The organism is Pseudomonas sp. S8, assembly GCF_050473925.1.
GTDB classification, from domain to species: Bacteria; Pseudomonadota; Gammaproteobacteria; order Pseudomonadales; family Pseudomonadaceae; genus Aquipseudomonas; species Aquipseudomonas parakoreensis.
In genome coordinates this window covers 2582477-2598312 of sequence record NZ_JBFDVZ010000016.1, presented here as the reverse complement: position 1 = coordinate 2598312, position 15836 = coordinate 2582477, and the positions used below count along the sequence as shown (strand labels likewise).

Here is a 15836-nt window from a genome sequence, read left to right as displayed (position 1 = left end):
GTCTATGCAAGACAAGGTAAAGAAATAACATGGGCAGCATGCATCCCGTACAGGTGATCGCGGTGACCGGCGGCAAAGGTGGCGTCGGCAAGACTAACGTGTCAGTGAACTTGTCTCTGGCGCTGGCAGAGCTTGGCCGTCGGGTCATGCTGCTGGACGCTGACCTGGGGCTGGCGAACGTCGACGTTCTGCTGGGACTGACCCCCAAACGCACGCTGGCCGATGTGATCGAAGGCCGCTGCGAGCTGCGCGACGTGCTGTTGCAGGGCCCCGGCGGGATCCGCATCGTACCGGCCGCTTCCGGCACCCAAAGCATGGTGCACCTGAGCCCGGCGCAACATGCCGGTCTGATTCAGGCCTTCAGCGACATCGGCGACAATCTCGATGTACTGGTGATCGATACCGCTGCGGGCATTGGTGACTCGGTAGTCAGTTTCGTGCGCGCGGCGCAGGAAGTGTTGCTGGTGGTCTGCGACGAGCCGACCTCGATCACCGACGCCTACGCGCTGATCAAACTGCTCAACCGCGACTACGGCATGAACCGCTTTCGCGTCCTCGCCAACATGGCGCAGAGTCCGCAGGAAGGGCGCAATCTGTTCGCCAAGTTGACCAAGGTCACGGATCGCTTTCTCGACGTCGCCTTACAATACGTCGGCGCGGTGCCGTACGACGAAAGCGTGCGCAAGGCAGTGCAGAAGCAGCGAGCGGTCTATGAAGCCTTTCCGCGTTCCAAGTGCGCGCTGGCGTTCAAGGCGATCGCACAGAAGGTCGATACCTGGCCGCTGCCTGCCAACCCGCGTGGGCACCTTGAGTTTTTCGTCGAGCGCCTCGTGCAGCAAACGGCAGGGCCTGTGTTATGACCGCCAGCGGTATGAACTACTACAAGAAATCGGCACGTGACGCGCAGTACGAGTTGATCGAGCGTTACGCGCCACTGGTCAAGCGCATTGCCTATCACTTGCTGGCGCGCTTGCCGGCGAGTGTGCAGGTTGAAGACCTGATTCAGGCCGGGATGATCGGCCTGCTCGAAGTCTCGACCAAATATGACGCCAGCAAAGGCGCCAGTTTCGAAACGTACGCGGGCATCCGGATCCGCGGCGCGATGCTCGATGAAGTGCGCAAGGGGGATTGGGCACCACGCTCGGTTCACCGCAATACCCGTATGGTCAGCGACGCAATTCGCTCAATTGAAGCTAAAACCGGCCGTGATGCTAAAGATCACGAGGTTGCGGCCGAACTCCAATTGAGTCTCGATGATTACTACGGGATTTTGAATGACACGCTGGGCAGCCGGCTGTTCAGTTTCGACGACCTGCTGCAGGACGGCGAACACGAAGGGCTGCACGAGGATGGCGCCAGTGCTCATCTTGAGCCGTCACGCGATCTGGAAGATGAACGCTTCCAGGCTGCGCTGGCGGACGCGATTGCCAATTTGCCGGAGCGTGAGCGACTGGTGTTGGCGCTGTACTACGACGAAGAACTGAACCTCAAGGAAATCGGTGAAGTCCTTGGCGTCAGTGAATCGCGGGTCAGCCAGTTACACAGCCAGTGCGCGGCCCGTTTGCGGGGGCGTTTGGGGGAGTGGCGAGCGCGCTGAAGGCAGTGTGGGGACACTGCGAACGAGGCTGGTGCGGTGATGAACGGCACCGGTCTTGCTCTGTTGTGCTCCAGACAGTCATCGAGTGCTTTGCCGGATTGATTGAAATGGCGCGCCCAGGTGCTGGGCGCGTTTAAGACTGCTTGGAGGTCGAATTGGACAAGAACATGAAAATCCTCATCGTTGATGACTTCTCAACGATGCGGCGGATCATCAAGAACCTGCTGCGTGATCTGGGGTTCACCAACACCGTCGAGGCCGACGATGGCACCACTGCCATTCCGGTGCTCAACAGCGGAAGCATCGACTTTCTGGTAACGGACTGGAACATGCCGGGCATGACCGGTATCGACCTGCTGCGCCACGTGCGTGCCGATGAAAAACTCAAGCACCTGCCCGTGCTGATGGTGACTGCCGAAGCCAAGCGCGAGCAGATCATCGAAGCGGCCCAGGCCGGCGTGAACGGCTACGTGGTCAAACCTTTCACGGCTCAGGCGCTGAAAGAAAAAATCGAGAAGATTTTCGAACGCATCGGCTGATGAACGCGCGGGGGAGCTATGGAGCATAACGAATCTTCACAGGGCGATTTCGAATCGACCCTGAAAAAACACGCGGTCGAACTGGTCGAGAGCCTTGAAAAAGGCAGGTTCGGCGACGCTGTGCAACTGATCCATGAGCTCAATCAGACCCGTGACCGTGGCCTGTATCAGGAAGTGGGCAAGCTCACACGCGAACTGCACAGTGCGATCGTCAACTTCCAGATCGATCCGCACATGCCGCAGGCCGAGGAAGTGTCGCAAATCACCGACGCCACCGAACGCCTGGGCTATGTGGTCAAGCTGACCGAAGCCGCGGCCAACCGCACCATGGATCTGGTGGAAAGCGCCACCCCGGTGGTCAATGGCCTGGCTGAAGAAGCCCAGGCGCTGAGCACCGATTGGGGCCGCTTCATGCGTCGTGAAGTCGGGGCTGAAGAGTTCCGCGAACTGGCGCGCCGGGTCGACGGTTTTCTGTCACGCAGCAGCACGGACAACCGTGCGGTGTCGAGCAACCTGAACGACATCCTGCTGGCTCAGGATTACCAGGACCTCACCGGTCAGGTGATCAAGCGTGTGACCCAACTGGTCACCGAAGTCGAAAGCAATTTGCTCAAACTCGTCCTCATGGCCAGTCAGGTTGACCGCTTTGCGGGCATCGAACACGACCGTGCCGCGATGCTTGCAGAAAAAGATCCACAAAAACATCTCTCGCAGGGTGAAGGTCCGCAGATTCATGCCGATAAACGAGAAGACGTTGTGTCCGGTCAGGACGATGTGGACGATTTGTTATCCAGCCTCGGATTCTAGAGTTTTGGAATTTTAGGTTTTTTGGGTTTTTAGACCTGTAGGAGCACCCCATTAATGAGCTTCGGCGCCGATGAAGAGATCCTTCAGGATTTCCTGGTTGAGGCCGGCGAGATTCTTGAGCAACTGTCCGAGCAACTGGTCGAGCTGGAAAGCCGCCCGGATGACGCAGATCTGCTCAATGCAATTTTTCGCGGTTTCCACACTGTAAAAGGGGGCGCCGGCTTCCTTCAGCTCAACGAGCTGGTGGAGTGCTGTCACATCGCCGAAAACGTGTTCGACATCCTGCGCAAGGGTGAGCGTCGCGTTGATGCAGAACTGATGGACGTGGTGCTCGAAGCACTGGACGCGGTGAACAGCATGTTCAGCGAAGTCCGTGAACGTGCGCCGATCACGGCGGCCACCCCGGAACTGCTGGCCGCGCTGGCGCGTCTGGCTGAACCGCAATCGGCCGACGAAGCCCCGGCTTCTCCGGTTGCCGAGATGATCGAAGAACTGGTCGTCGAAGGCGATTCGAGCGATTCGGGCGACATCACCGATAACGAATTTGAACAGCTGCTGGATTCGCTGAACGCCGTCAAGGCCGAAGCCGAAGCCCCGGCCGCTGCTGCACCTGCGCCGGCTGCCGATACGGCCGCCAGCGATGAAATCACCGACGCCGAATTCGAGTCGTTGCTCGATCAACTGCACGGCAAAGGCCAGTTCGCGCCAGACGCCGTGGCACCGACCGCGGCCGCTCCAGCGGCACCGGCGGCGGGTGACAGCTCGGACATCACCGACGACGAATTCGAAGCACTGCTCGATCAATTGCACGGCAAGGGCAACTTCGCCGTCGAAGCACTGGAATCGGCAATTGCCTCGGCACCGGCTGCACCTGCCGCACCGGCGGCCGCGGCTGCCGGCAGCGACCTGATCAGCGATCACGAATTCGAATCGCTGCTCGACGAATTGCACGGCAAAGGCAAGTTCACCGACGTTGGCGCCGCTGCTGCGGGCACCGCATCGACCGTGGCTGCGCCTGCCGCCAAGGCCGTTGCCGCTCCGGCTGCTGCGCCGAAGGCTGCGCCCAAGCCTGAGCCGAAAGCCGAAGCGCCAAAACCGGCTGCCGCTGCTGCACCGGCGCCGGCTCGTGCTGCCGCTGCTCCGCCGCCGGAAAAACCGGCGAGCGAAGCCGAAACCACCGTGCGTGTCGACACTGCGCGTCTCGACGAAATCATGAACATGGTCGGCGAACTGGTGCTGGTGCGTAACCGTCTGGTGCGCCTGGGCCTCAACAGCGGCGACGAAGCCATGTCCAAGGCCGTGTCGAACCTCGACGTGGTCACGGCGGACTTGCAGACCGCGGTGATGAAGACCCGGATGCAGCCGATCAAGAAGGTCTTCGGGCGCTTCCCGCGTCTGGTTCGTGACCTCGCGCGTCAGCTCAAGAAAGAGATCAACCTGGAACTGGTGGGTGAAGAAACCGACCTCGACAAAAACCTTGTCGAGGCCTTGGCCGACCCGCTGGTCCACTTGGTGCGCAACGCGGTCGACCATGGCATCGAGTCGCCGGAAGAACGCGAAGCTTCGGGCAAGGCCCGTGGCGGTCGCGTGGTACTGGCGGCCGAGCAGGAAGGCGACCACATCCTGTTGTCGATCTCCGACGACGGCAAGGGCATGGACCCGAACGTCCTGCGTTCGATCGCGGTAAAACGCGGAGTGATGGACAAGGACGCGGCCGATCGCCTGAGCGATACCGAGTGCTACAACCTGATCTTCGCCCCGGGTTTCTCGACCAAAACCGAGATCTCCGACGTGTCCGGCCGTGGTGTCGGCATGGACGTGGTGAAGACCAAGATTTCCCAGCTCAACGGTTCGATCAACATCTACTCGACCAAGGGCCAGGGCTCGAAGATCGTCATCAAGGTGCCGCTGACGCTGGCGATCATGCCGACCCTGATGGTCATGCTCGGCAATCAGGCGTTTGCGTTCCCGCTGGTCAACGTCAACGAAATTTTCCACCTCGACCTGTCGACCACCAACGTGGTGGATGGCCAGGAAGTGGTGATCGTGCGGGACAAGGCGCTGCCATTGTTCTACCTCAAGCGCTGGCTGGTCAGCTCCGCCGCTCACGAAGAGCAGCGTGAAGGCCATGTGGTGATCCTGTCGGTGGGCACCCAGCGGATCGGCTTCGTCGTCGATCAACTGGTCGGCCAGGAAGAAGTGGTCATCAAGCCATTGGGCAAAATGCTGCAGGGCACTCCGGGCATGTCCGGCGCCACCATCACCGGTGACGGCCGCATCGCGTTGATCCTCGATGTTCCAAGCATGCTCAAGCGTTACGCGACGAAGCGTATTTGAATCCGGGGCGGCGGGGCGACGACGTCCCGCTGCACCTAATGGAGTGTTTATGGCAGTCAAAGTCCTGGTGGTGGACGATTCGGGTTTTTTCCGCCGCCGCGTCTCGGAAATTCTTTCAGCGGATCCGAGCATCCAGGTGGTCGGCACGGCCACCAACGGTAAAGAGGCGATCGATCAGGCCCTGGCCCTCAAGCCGGACGTGATCACCATGGACTACGAGATGCCGATGATGGATGGCATCACGGCAGTGCGGCACATCATGCAGCGTTGCCCGACCCCGGTGTTGATGTTTTCCTCGCTGACCCACGAAGGCGCCCGGGTGACCCTGGATGCGCTGGACGCTGGGGCGGTGGATTTCCTGCCGAAGAATTTCGAAGACATTTCCCGTAACCCGGAGAAGGTCAAGCAGCTGCTGTGCGAGAAGGTCCATAGCATCTCGCGCAGCAATCGTCGTTTCAGTGCCTACAGTGCGCCGGCTCCGGCCGCTGCACCGACGCCTGCACCCGCCCCGGCGGCTTCGAGTTTCAGCAGCCACAGCGCTGCTGCTCCGACGCGTCCGGCGCCGGCTCCAGCACCTGCTCGTGCGCCAGCCGCCAGCGCGTCGTCGCCGGCACCGAAACGCAAAGCCTACAAACTGGTTGCCATCGGGACTTCGACCGGCGGCCCGGTTGCCCTGCAGCGGGTGCTGACCCAGTTGCCGGCGAACTTCCCGGCGCCGATCGTGCTGATCCAGCACATGCCCGCGGCGTTCACCAAGGCGTTTGCCGAGCGTCTGGACAAGCTGTGCCGCATCAGCGTCAAGGAAGCCGAGGATGGCGACATCCTGCGTCCGGGCCTGGCGCTGCTGGCTCCGGGTGGCAAGCAGATGATGATCGACGGCCGTGGCGCGGTGAAAATCCTGCCGGGCGACGAGCGTCTGAATTACAAGCCGTGCGTGGACATCACCTTCGGTTCGGCGGCCAAGTCCTACGGCGACAAAGTTCTGGCGGTGGTCCTTACCGGCATGGGCGCCGACGGCCGTGAAGGCGCACGTCTGCTCAAGCAGGGCGGCAGCTCGGTATGGGCCCAAGACGAAGCAAGCTGCGTGATCTACGGCATGCCGATGGCCATCGTCAAAGCCGATCTGGCTGACGCGGTCTACGGCCTGGACGACATCGGCAAGCACATCGTCGAGGCGTGTATCTGATGGATGTTTTAAGCCTTATCGGGATTATCCTGGCGTTCGTCGCCATCATCGGCGGCAACTTCCTTGAAGGCGGTCACCTCGGCGCGCTGGCCAACGGCCCGGCGGCGTTGATCGTCCTCGGTGGCACCATCGGTGCAGCGCTGTTGCAATCGCCGATGAGCGCCTTCAAGCGCGCCATGCAGATCCTCGCCTGGATCCTGTTTCCGCCACGGGTGGACCTGGCTGGCGGCATCGACCGCGTGGTCAACTGGAGCCTCACCGCGCGCAAGGAAGGCCTGCTCGGCCTGGAAGGCGTCGCCGATGCCGAGCCGGACAACTACTCGCGCAAAGGCCTGCAACTGCTGGTCGACGGCGCCGAGCCGGAAGCGATCCGCAGCATCCTCGAAGTGGACTTCTACACCCAGGAAGCCCGCGACATCGAAGCGGCCAAAGTCTTCGAAAGCATGGGCGGCTACGCGCCGACCATCGGCATCATCGGTGCGGTGATGGGCCTGATCCATGTGATGGGCAACCTCGCTGATCCGACGCAATTGGGCAGCGGCATTGCCGTGGCATTCGTCGCGACCATCTACGGCGTGGCCAGTGCCAACCTGGTGTTGCTGCCGGTGGCGGCCAAGCTCAAGTCAATCGCGTTGCGGCAGTCGCGTTATCGCGAAATGTTGTTGGAAGGTATTTTGTCGATCGCCGAAGGTGAAAACCCTCGCTCTATCGAGCTGAAGCTTCAGGGCTTCATGGATTGATGGGGGTAATGGACTATGGCTCGCCGCAGGCATCAGGAAGAACACGTTAATCACGAGCGCTGGCTCGTGTCCTACGCGGATTTCATCACGCTGCTGTTCGCGTTCTTTGTGGTGATGTACTCGATCTCGTCGATCAACGAAGGCAAGTACAAAGTCATTTCCGAAGCGTTGATCGGGGTTTTCACCGACTCCGATCGTTCGCTCAAGCCGATTCCGATTGGTGAGGAGCGACCGAAAACCGTGACCCCGGCCAAGCCGCTGGTCAAGGACAGCGAGCAGGTCGATGCGGGTATCGCCGGGGCCAGCGATCCGCTGAAAAGCATCGCCGATGACATCAGTGCCGCGTTCGGCGACCTGATTGCTTCCAACCAGATGACCGTGCGCGGCAATGAGTTGTGGGTCGAGATCGAACTCAACTCCAGCCTGTTGTTCGGCAGTGGCGACGCGATGCCGAGCGACATCGCCTTCAACATCATCGACAAGGTCGCGGCGATCCTCAAACCGTTCGACAACCCGATCCACGTCGAAGGCTTCACCGACGATCAGCCGATCCGCACTGCGCAGTACCCGACCAACTGGGAGCTGTCCTCGGCGCGTTCGGCGAGCATCGTACGGATGCTGGCGATGCAGGGCGTGAACCCCGGGCGTCTTGCCTCGGTGGGTTACGGTGAGTTTCAGCCGGTGGCCAACAACGCCACCGCCGAAGGCCGGGCGAAAAACCGTCGTGTGGTGCTGGTGGTGTCGCGCAATCTCGATGTGCGCCGCAGTCTGACCGGTACCGGAACCGCCAATGCGCAACCGGACGCAGCATTGAAGCGTGCTGGCACACAAACTGCACCGACCCCGGTCAAGACGCCGGGACGCGAGAGTGCCGTCAATTCTCCGTCGCCCGCATTAATACGCTGAGCTATGTCTCGGTCGAGGATCTCGGCCGGGAGGAACGAACCGAATGAGAGTCTGGGCAGTCGCCAATCAAAAGGGTGGTGTCGGTAAAACCACATCTTCCATCGCTTTAGCCGGGTTGCTGGCGGAGGCGGGCAAGCGCGTGGTTGTGGTCGATCTCGACCCGCACGGCTCAATGACCAGCTATTTCGGCTACGACCCCGACAGCCTGGAACACAGCAACTACGACCTGTTTCTGCACAAGGGCAGCGTGCCGCAAGGCTTGCCCGGGCAGTTGCTGTTGTCGACCAGCGACGAACGCATTTCCCTGTTGCCGTCGAGTACCGCACTCGCCACCCTTGAGCGCCAGTCGCCGGGGCAGAGTGGTTTGGGCCTGGTGATCGCCAAGAGTCTGGCGCAGCTGTGGCAGGACTTCGATTACGCGATCATCGACAGCCCGCCGTTGCTCGGCGTGTTGATGGTCAACGCCCTGGCCGCGAGCCAGCAACTGGTGATCCCGGTGCAGACCGAGCACCTGGCCGTCAAAGGTCTGGAGCGCATGGTCAACACCTTGGCGATGATCAACCGCTCGCGCAAACAGGCGCTGCCGTTCAGCATCGTGCCGACCCTGTTCGACCGCCGCACCCAGGCGTCGCTGGGCACCTTGCGCGTGCTGCGCGACAAGTTTCCGGAAGAGATCTGGCAGGGTTACATCCCGGTCGATACCCGTCTGCGTGATGCCAGCCGGGCCGGGGTCACGCCTTCGCAGTTCGACGGCAAGAGTCGTGGCGTGCTGGCGTACCGCGCGTTGCTCAAGCATCTGCTGGCGCAGCAACTTGTTCCGCAGGTGGCTTGAGCATGAATCGGCCGATCAAACTGACGTCGCGTCCGCAACTGGCGTTGCAGTCCTATCTGGACAGCTTGCTGCAGGAAATCCCTGACGAGTTGCCGCCAGTGGAAATGCCGGTCGAGGCGCCGGTCGAGGTGGCCGAAAGTGCTGCGGCGCTGGATGAATTCCAGGCCGCGGTACTGGAAGAGCAGGCGCGTGATGCGCAGAAAGCCGCCAAACCTGCCGCCCCGGTTGCCGCGCCTGCCGCCGCACCGATCGCCAAGGCGCCAGTGGCGTTGATCGAAGAAGCCGAGCCGCCACGCGCGCCGGTTTCGACACTCGCCCCGCTGCTGCAAACCCAATTGTTGAAAACCGCGCCGGAACCGGTCGTGGCCGAACCTGCGCCAGTTGCGCCGGCACCCGTCGAGCAGACGCTGGTGCCGCCGGTGGTGGAAGTTCACCTGCCGCCAAGCAACACGCCACCTCCGGTGGACACCGATGGCCGTCCGGCCTGGGCTGCCGAAGCGTTCGAGTGCCTGTTGTTCGATGTTGCCGGGCTGACGCTGGCGGTGCCGCTGGTGTGCCTGGGCTCAATCTATTCGCTGGCCGGCCACGAGTTGACGCCGCTGTTCGGGCAGCCGGAATGGTTCCTCGGGATTCTGCCGAGCCAGGCCGGCAATCTGAAAGTCTTGGACACGGCGCGTTGGGTCATGCCGGATCGCTATCGCGATGACTTCCGTCAGGGCCTGCAGTACGTGATTTCGGTACAAGGTTACGAATGGGGCCTGGCGGTGCATCAGGTCAGCCGTTCGTTGCGTCTGGATCCGAATGAAATCAAATGGAGAAGTCACCGGGGTCAGCGGCCATGGCTCGCCGGCACGGTGATAGAGCACATGTGTGCATTACTTGATGTAGCCGCGCTGGCCGAGTTGATCGCCAGCGGCGGGGCAAAGCACATGGGCGGCCACAAGCCGCTACATAAATCGACATAGCAGCCGACATAACAATCAGGCGATGGCATTTTTCAATGCCTCCACACAGAACACACACCGCCCAGTGCGGTTTTTTCGAGGGGTCAGGGTATGAGTAGTCAGGCGACGAATGCAAAAGGTTCTGAAGATCCGATCCTGCAATGGGTGACCTTCAAGCTGGACAACGAAACCTACGGCATCAACGTGATGCGCGTTCAGGAAGTCCTGCGGTACACCGAAATCGCTCCGGTACCGGGTGCGCCAAGCTACGTGCTGGGCATCATCAACCTGCGCGGTAATGTGGTCACCGTGATCGACACCCGTCAGCGCTTCGGCCTGAACAGCGGCGAGATCAGCGACAACACCCGTATCGTCATCATCGAAGCCGACAAGCAAGTGGTCGGGATCATGGTCGACAGCGTGGCCGAAGTGGTTTACCTGCGTCAGTCGGAAATCGAGACCGCGCCGAACGTCGGCAACGAAGAATCGGCCAAGTTCATCCAGGGCGTGTGCAACAAGAACAACGAGTTGCTGATCCTGGTCGAGCTGGACAAGATGATGAGCGAAGAAGAATGGTCGGAACTGGAGAGCATCTGATTGATTCTCGAGGTGGCGGTCATTGTCCTGTTCCTCTTCTGGGCAGGCACGCTGGCAATGTTTCTGGCGTACATCAAGGCGCAGCGCGTAATCGCGGCGCAACAGGCCCAAGGCGACGCGCTGCGTGATCAGCGCATCAAAGACCTGGCCAAGCGTGTCGACGACTATCAGAACGGCAACGTGCGCATGGGCGAAGCCCTGCACGAGCTGCGCTCGGTCGTCGGCCCGTTGCCGGACAAGATAGTTGCGCTGGAGCAGCGCGACCCATCTAGCCTGTCGTTCGCCCAGGCGGCGAAACTGGTGGGCATGGGCGCGAGCGTCGATGAGCTGACTCAGTCCTGCGGTTTGACCCAGGCTGAGGCGGAGTTGATGCGCAAGTTGCACAGAAGCTGAAGATCAAAAGATCGCAGCCTGCGGCAGCTCCTACATTGGAACGCGCTTCCCTGTAGGAGCTGCCGAAGGCTGCGATCTTTTGCTTTCAAGGCTTAATAATCATCCCCGCGCGCGGTAACGTCCTTCTCGACCATCGGCGCATCTGGATCCTGCCCCTCGGGGAATTTTCCCTTCAGATTCCACGCAAACGCGATGATCTCGGCAATCGTGCGGTACAGCTCTTCGGGGATGCTGTCGCCCAGCTCCATCCGCGCCAACAGCCGCACCAGCTCGGCGTTTTCATAGATCGGCACTTCACAGTCGCGGGCAATGCGCAGGATTTCTTCGGCCAGTTCCTCGTCGCCCTTGGCGGTGAGGGTCGGGGCGTGGTTGCCGTCGTATTTGAGGGCGATGGCCTGGCGTGGAGCAGTGGAATCGTTCATGCGGTTTCGTCGACCCAGCGGTGTTCGAGACGGGTTTGATTGCCTAGCGGCGGGGTGCCGAGGTGGCAGTCGAGATCACCGACGTTCAGCCCGCGATCAAGCAGACGCTGGCGCAGCGCGAACAGGTTGGTTTCGATCAGGTCGGCGGTGTACGGGCGCTCGGCCCAGAGCTGACTCGACAGGCTGCCGGCAATCAGCTGCGCCTGAATTTGCATCGGCCCCAACGGCTCCATATCGAACGCCAGATCGACGCGCCACAGTTGCTGTTTGGGCTCGCGCTCGTCGCGGCGTTCGTTGGGTTGCGGTTCTCTTTCCGGCGCTTCTTCGCGCTGGAACTTGACCTGCAACGGCACGATGTCCTGCAGGTTACGCATGGGGATTTCCAACTGCCAGGTGCTGAGCAGGCGGCCGTCATCGGTGACCCCGGTCTGTTCCAGACTCGACAACTGATGGCTTTGCAGGCGCGACACGGCGGCTGCAGCGAGGCGCAGCAGATGTTCCAGATCGCCTTCGCCGTCCTGGCTTTGCAGCAGGCGGTCGGGCAGCGGGAAACTGCTCGGCACGGGTTTGGCGCTGACCTGGCCGAGGGTGCCGAGGGCGTTGCGCACGAAACTCGGCAGCGCTTGCGCCAGGGTGTTGGCGGCAATGATCGCGTTGAAAGTGGCATTGCCCGGCACACCCGGGGACAGTTGCGCGATCAGTTTGAGCAGATCGGCTTTCATGTCCGGGGCCAGCGCCGGATTCTGTCCGGTCAGCAATTTGGCTTCGAGGAAGGCGCCACTGTTGGCCAGGGCCAGGGCCACGCCTTTGGCGCTGCTCATCTGCTGCACATCGGGCAAATTGGCAAGCAGACGCACGACGGCAGCGCGCAGATCCTGCGAAGTCTGATCATCGTCGCTCGGCAGGTTTTGCAAAGCATTGAGCAAACCGTCCAGCGAGCCTTGGCGACTTTGTTGGCCGAGCAGTTGCTGGCTCACCGCCAATTGCTCCTGACGGCTGCTCAGTGGCACGAATTTGAGGGTTTGCGAGTCTTCGACCAGTGCCGAAAGCAGGGTTCCGATGCGCAGCGGCGTCGGGCTGTCGATGTCCAGCGTGGCGCCACTTTGCGCGGTGTTGAGCAGACTGACCAGCGAGCGGTACACCGTCGGCTGCCCCGGCACTTGCGGCAGTGTCTGCGAGGTCAGCACCTTGCCTTGCAGCAGTGTGCCGACCGGCAACTGCGCGGTATCGATGCGGGTGAGGGTGGCGACGCTGCTGGCGATGGCCTGCTGCACGGTGATTGCCAGATTGCCCGCCGATGGCTGAGTAACCGCCAGGTTGGTGCCGGTCGGCAACGGCAGGTTGCTGCTGGCTTGCACGGTGGTCTGGCGGCCGCCGTCGACGGTGACCTTGAGCAACAGTTGAAAGGTCTGATCCGCCTGCTTGAGTGACAACACCTCGGCCTGAGCACTTTGCCCGGCACCGATCAAGCCTTCGACCGGGGTCAGCAGCTTGAGCAACTCACCGCTCATCACCAGCGGACGCGTGTTCGCCGGGGTGGTGGGCGGAAGCGGGAGGATGTTCATTTCGCCTGTCATACGCGGACACAACCTGAGGAAATTGCGCTCTTGGGAGTAAGGCACGCCATGTATAATGCCGCGCGTCTTGCGCTTCGTTCAGAAAACATAGCAATTGTTTGATCCAGCTCTCTGGTTCGCACCGTCATTGCATTTATCCTGCATCTCTTTAACGGCCGCGCCAGAGCCGACTTGAACCGTATAAGGCCCGTGATCCCTTGACCAGTCCTGTCCTGCAAACCGTTGCCCTTGCCTGCGAGCGAGACCTGCGGCTGCTCTTCGAAAATCTCGAATTAAGACTGGCCAGTGGCGATATGGTGCAGATCAGCGGCCCCAACGGCAGCGGCAAGACCAGCCTGCTGCGCCTGTTGTCCGGGTTGATGCAGCCGACCAGCGGTCAGGTGCTGCTTAACGGCCAGCCCTTGACCGCCCAGCCGAGTGAACTGGCGCGCAACCTGCTGTGGATCGGCCACGCTGCCGGGATCAAGGACCTGCTGACCCCGGAAGAGAACCTGTCCTGGCTCTGCGCCTTGCATCGGCCGGCCGAACGCGAGGCGATCTGGCAGGCACTGGCAGCCGTAGGATTGCGCGGATTCGAAGATGTTCCCTGCCACACCCTGTCCGCCGGTCAGCAACGCCGCGTGGCGCTGGCGCGGCTGTATCTGGACAGCCCGCCGCTGTGGATTCTCGACGAGCCGTTCACCGCGCTCGACAAACAGGGCGTGGCGCAGCTTGAAGAACACCTGGCCGGACACTGCGAGCGCGGCGGTCTGGTGGTGCTGACCACGCACCACACGCTGAGCCGGATGCCGGCCGGTTATCGCGATATCGATCTGGGGAACTGGGCAGTATGAGTGTGTTCGGCCTGCTGGTTGCCCGTGAGTCCCGTTTGCTGTTTCGTCGCCCGGCGGAACTGGCCAATCCGCTGATTTTCTTCGCCATCGTCATCGCCTTGTTCCCGCTGGCCGTCGGCCCGGAAACTCAAGTCTTGCAAAACCTGTCCCCGGGGTTAGTCTGGGTGGCCGCGCTGTTGTCGGTCCTGCTTTCGCTGGACGGACTGTTTCGCAGTGATTTCGAAGATGGCTCCCTGGAACAGTGGGTCCTTTCGCCGCACCCGCTGCCCCTACTGGTGCTGGCCAAGGTGCTGGCACACTGGCTGTTCTCGGGACTGGCACTGGTTCTGCTCTCGCCGTTGCTGGCGTTGATGCTCGGTTTGCCGGTCGCCTGCCTGCCAGTGTTGCTGTTGTCTTTGCTGCTGGGTACCCCGGTGCTGAGCTTGCTCGGCGCGGTGGGCGCGGCGCTGACGGTCGGTCTGAAACGCGGCGGCCTGTTGCTGGCGTTGCTGATTCTGCCGTTGTACATCCCGGTGTTGATCCTTGGCAGTGGTGCCTTGCAGGCCGCCTTGCAAGGCATGCCGGCGACCGGGTATCTGCTGTGGCTGGGTAGCCTGACCGCCCTGGCGATCACCCTGACACCTTTTGCAATAGCGGCTGGCCTGAAGATCAGCGTCGGCGAATAATGAGGTCTGGTTAAAATTTAACCAGCAAAGACCCTGAGACCGCTCACATCGATGAGCGGCACCGTGATGGAAACAGTATGAACTGGACCTGGTTTCACAAGCTCGGCTCGCCCAAGTGGTTCTACGGCATCAGCAGCAAGTTCCTGCCGTGGTTGAGCATCGCAGCGTTGCTGCTGATCAGCATTGGCGTCGTCTGGGGCCTGGCCTTCGCGCCGCCGGATTATCAGCAGGGCAACAGCTTCCGCATCATCTATATTCACGTGCCGGCGGCGATGCTCGCGCAGTCGATCTACGTGATGCTGGCGGTGTGTGGCGTGGTCGGCCTGGTGTGGAAAATGAAACTGGCCGACGTCGCCCTGCAATGCGCGGCGCCGATCGGCGCGTGGATGACCGCCGTGGCGCTGGTGACCGGCGCGATCTGGGGCAAGCCGACCTGGGGCTCGTGGTGGGTCTGGGATGCGCGGCTGACGTCGATGCTGATTTTGCTGTTCCTGTATTTCGGGGTGATTGCACTGGGCAACGCCATCAGCAACCGCGACAGCGCCGCCAAGGCCTGCGCCGTGCTGGCGATTGTCGGGGTGATTAACATTCCGATCATCAAGTACTCGGTGGAGTGGTGGAACACCCTGCACCAGGGCGCGACCTTCACCCTCACGGAAAAACCGGCGATGCCCGCTGAAATGTGGCTGCCGCTGTTGCTGACGGTGCTGGGGTTCTACTGCTTCTTCGGTGCCGTGCTGTTGCTGCGCATGCGCCTTGAAGTACTCAAGCGCGAAGCGCGCGCCAGCTGGGTCAAGGAAGAAGTGCAGAACAGCCTGGAGGCCGCGCGATGAGTTTCGCTTCATTTGGCGACTTTCTCGCCATGGGCCACCACGGCCTGTACGTCTGGTCGGCCTACGGTATCTGTCTGGCGGTGCTGATCCTCAACGTGGTCGCACCGATTGCGGCCCGCAAGCGCTATCTGCAACAAGAGGCGCGTCGTCTGCGCCGGGAGAACGGCAAGTGAATCCGCTGCGCAAAAAACGTCTGACCCTCATTCTGGCGATCCTGGTCGGGGTCGGCGCTGCCGTCGGCCTGGCCCTCAGCGCCCTGCAGGAAAACATCAACCTGTTTTACACGCCGACCCAGATCGCCAACGGCGAAGCGCCGCACGACACGCGCATCCGCGCCGGCGGCATGGTCGAGAAGGGCTCGCTGCAGCGTTCGCCGGACTCGCTGGACGTCAAATTCGTCGTCACCGACTTCAACAAAGCCGTGACCATCACCTACCGCGGGATCCTTCCGGATCTGTTCCGCGAAGGGCAGGGCATCGTCGCCCTGGGCAAACTCAATGCCGACGGCGTGGTGGTGGCCGATGAAGTGCTGGCCAAGCACGACGAGAAGTACATGCCGCCGGAAGTGACCAAAGCGCTGAAAGACAGTGGTCAGTCGGCACCGACCCCAGCGAAGGAGGGTTGATTG

At 61.6% G+C, this 15836-nt stretch carries 19 protein-coding genes; 17 read left to right on the top strand and 2 right to left on the bottom strand.

Annotation, left to right across the window (positions count from 1 at the left end; translation table 11 throughout):
- Nucleotides 1–29 precede the first annotated feature (29 nt).
- The 12 genes from fleN (at nt 30) to AB1J88_RS12775 (ending at nt 10878) form a co-directional block, all read left to right on the top strand.
- On the top strand, nt 30–860 hold the full coding sequence (fleN, locus tag AB1J88_RS12830; RefSeq protein ID WP_003222917.1) for a flagellar synthesis regulator FleN: 831 nt from the start codon (nt 30–32) through the stop codon (nt 858–860).
- Entirely contained in the window at nt 857–1597 is a 741-nt protein-coding gene (gene fliA, locus AB1J88_RS12825; RefSeq protein ID WP_007920004.1) for an RNA polymerase sigma factor FliA, read from the top strand. Before fleN ends, fliA begins: the two co-directional genes overlap by 4 nt.
- 167 nt (nt 1598–1764) lie before the next feature.
- A complete protein-coding gene (locus AB1J88_RS12820) occupies nt 1765–2136 on the top strand; it encodes a chemotaxis response regulator CheY (RefSeq protein WP_003183998.1) in 372 nt (123 codons plus the stop codon).
- An 18-nt stretch (nt 2137–2154) separates the two neighbouring features.
- Nucleotides 2155–2943: a protein phosphatase CheZ gene (locus AB1J88_RS12815; protein ID WP_027613919.1), complete on the top strand. Its 789-nt coding sequence runs from the start codon at nt 2155–2157 to the stop codon at nt 2941–2943.
- Nucleotides 2944–2997: 54 nt separating this feature from the next.
- On the top strand, nt 2998–5280 hold the full coding sequence (locus AB1J88_RS12810; protein ID WP_430291204.1) for a chemotaxis protein CheA: 2283 nt from the start codon (nt 2998–3000) through the stop codon (nt 5278–5280).
- Nucleotides 5281–5329: 49 nt separating this feature from the next.
- Entirely contained in the window at nt 5330–6466 is a 1137-nt protein-coding gene (locus AB1J88_RS12805) for a protein-glutamate methylesterase/protein-glutamine glutaminase (RefSeq protein ID WP_095139385.1), read from the top strand.
- Entirely contained in the window at nt 6466–7206 is a 741-nt protein-coding gene (locus AB1J88_RS12800) for a flagellar motor protein (RefSeq protein WP_007967839.1), read from the top strand. Before AB1J88_RS12805 ends, AB1J88_RS12800 begins: the two co-directional genes overlap by 1 nt.
- 15 nt (nt 7207–7221) lie before the next feature.
- A complete protein-coding gene (motD, locus tag AB1J88_RS12795; protein ID WP_003222931.1) occupies nt 7222–8112 on the top strand; it encodes a flagellar motor protein MotD in 891 nt (296 codons plus the stop codon).
- Nucleotides 8113–8155: 43 nt separating this feature from the next.
- Complete coding sequence (locus AB1J88_RS12790) at nt 8156–8944, top strand: ParA family protein (protein ID WP_003222933.1); 789 nt, start codon at nt 8156–8158, stop codon at nt 8942–8944.
- A gap of 2 nt (nt 8945–8946) precedes the next feature.
- Nucleotides 8947–9909: a CheW domain-containing protein gene (locus AB1J88_RS12785; RefSeq protein WP_222015778.1), complete on the top strand. Its 963-nt coding sequence runs from the start codon at nt 8947–8949 to the stop codon at nt 9907–9909.
- A 90-nt stretch (nt 9910–9999) separates the two neighbouring features.
- The gene (locus AB1J88_RS12780; protein WP_003222936.1) at nt 10000–10485 is read left to right on the top strand and encodes a chemotaxis protein CheW; all 486 of its coding nucleotides are present in this window, start codon (nt 10000–10002) and stop codon (nt 10483–10485) included.
- Nucleotides 10486–10878, top strand: a complete 393-nt coding sequence (locus tag AB1J88_RS12775) for a DUF2802 domain-containing protein (protein ID WP_007961680.1) — start codon at nt 10486–10488, stop codon at nt 10876–10878.
- 92 nt (nt 10879–10970) lie between these two features.
- Here AB1J88_RS12775 and AB1J88_RS12770 read toward each other — a convergent pair whose 3' ends face one another.
- Together AB1J88_RS12770 and AB1J88_RS12765 are read right to left on the bottom strand one after the other, a co-directional pair.
- Complete coding sequence (locus AB1J88_RS12770) at nt 10971–11300, bottom strand: EscU/YscU/HrcU family type III secretion system export apparatus switch protein (RefSeq protein ID WP_047599966.1); 330 nt, start codon at nt 11298–11300, stop codon at nt 10971–10973.
- A complete protein-coding gene (locus AB1J88_RS12765) occupies nt 11297–12877 on the bottom strand; it encodes a flagellar hook-length control protein FliK (protein WP_430291203.1) in 1581 nt (526 codons plus the stop codon). Before AB1J88_RS12765 ends, AB1J88_RS12770 begins: the two co-directional genes overlap by 4 nt.
- A 197-nt stretch (nt 12878–13074) precedes the next feature.
- Here AB1J88_RS12765 and ccmA point away from each other — a divergent pair, with 197 nt between their 5' ends.
- The 5 genes from ccmA (at nt 13075) to ccmE (ending at nt 15833) form a co-directional block, all read left to right on the top strand.
- Nucleotides 13075–13710, top strand: a complete 636-nt coding sequence (ccmA, locus tag AB1J88_RS12760; RefSeq protein ID WP_045122041.1) for a cytochrome c biogenesis heme-transporting ATPase CcmA — start codon at nt 13075–13077, stop codon at nt 13708–13710.
- Entirely contained in the window at nt 13707–14375 is a 669-nt protein-coding gene (ccmB, locus tag AB1J88_RS12755; protein WP_003222942.1) for a heme exporter protein CcmB, read from the top strand. The genes ccmA and ccmB overlap by 4 nt, the downstream gene beginning before the upstream one ends.
- Before the next feature lie 77 nt (nt 14376–14452).
- Nucleotides 14453–15208, top strand: coding sequence for a heme ABC transporter permease (locus tag AB1J88_RS12750; RefSeq protein ID WP_041072937.1), 756 nt, complete (start codon nt 14453–14455; stop codon nt 15206–15208).
- Nucleotides 15205–15381, top strand: coding sequence for a heme exporter protein CcmD (ccmD, locus tag AB1J88_RS12745; protein ID WP_003222944.1), 177 nt, complete (start codon nt 15205–15207; stop codon nt 15379–15381). Before AB1J88_RS12750 ends, ccmD begins: the two co-directional genes overlap by 4 nt.
- Nucleotides 15378–15833: a cytochrome c maturation protein CcmE gene (ccmE, locus tag AB1J88_RS12740; RefSeq protein WP_041072935.1), complete on the top strand. Its 456-nt coding sequence runs from the start codon at nt 15378–15380 to the stop codon at nt 15831–15833. Before ccmD ends, ccmE begins: the two co-directional genes overlap by 4 nt.
- Nucleotides 15834–15836: the final 3 nt, after the last annotated feature.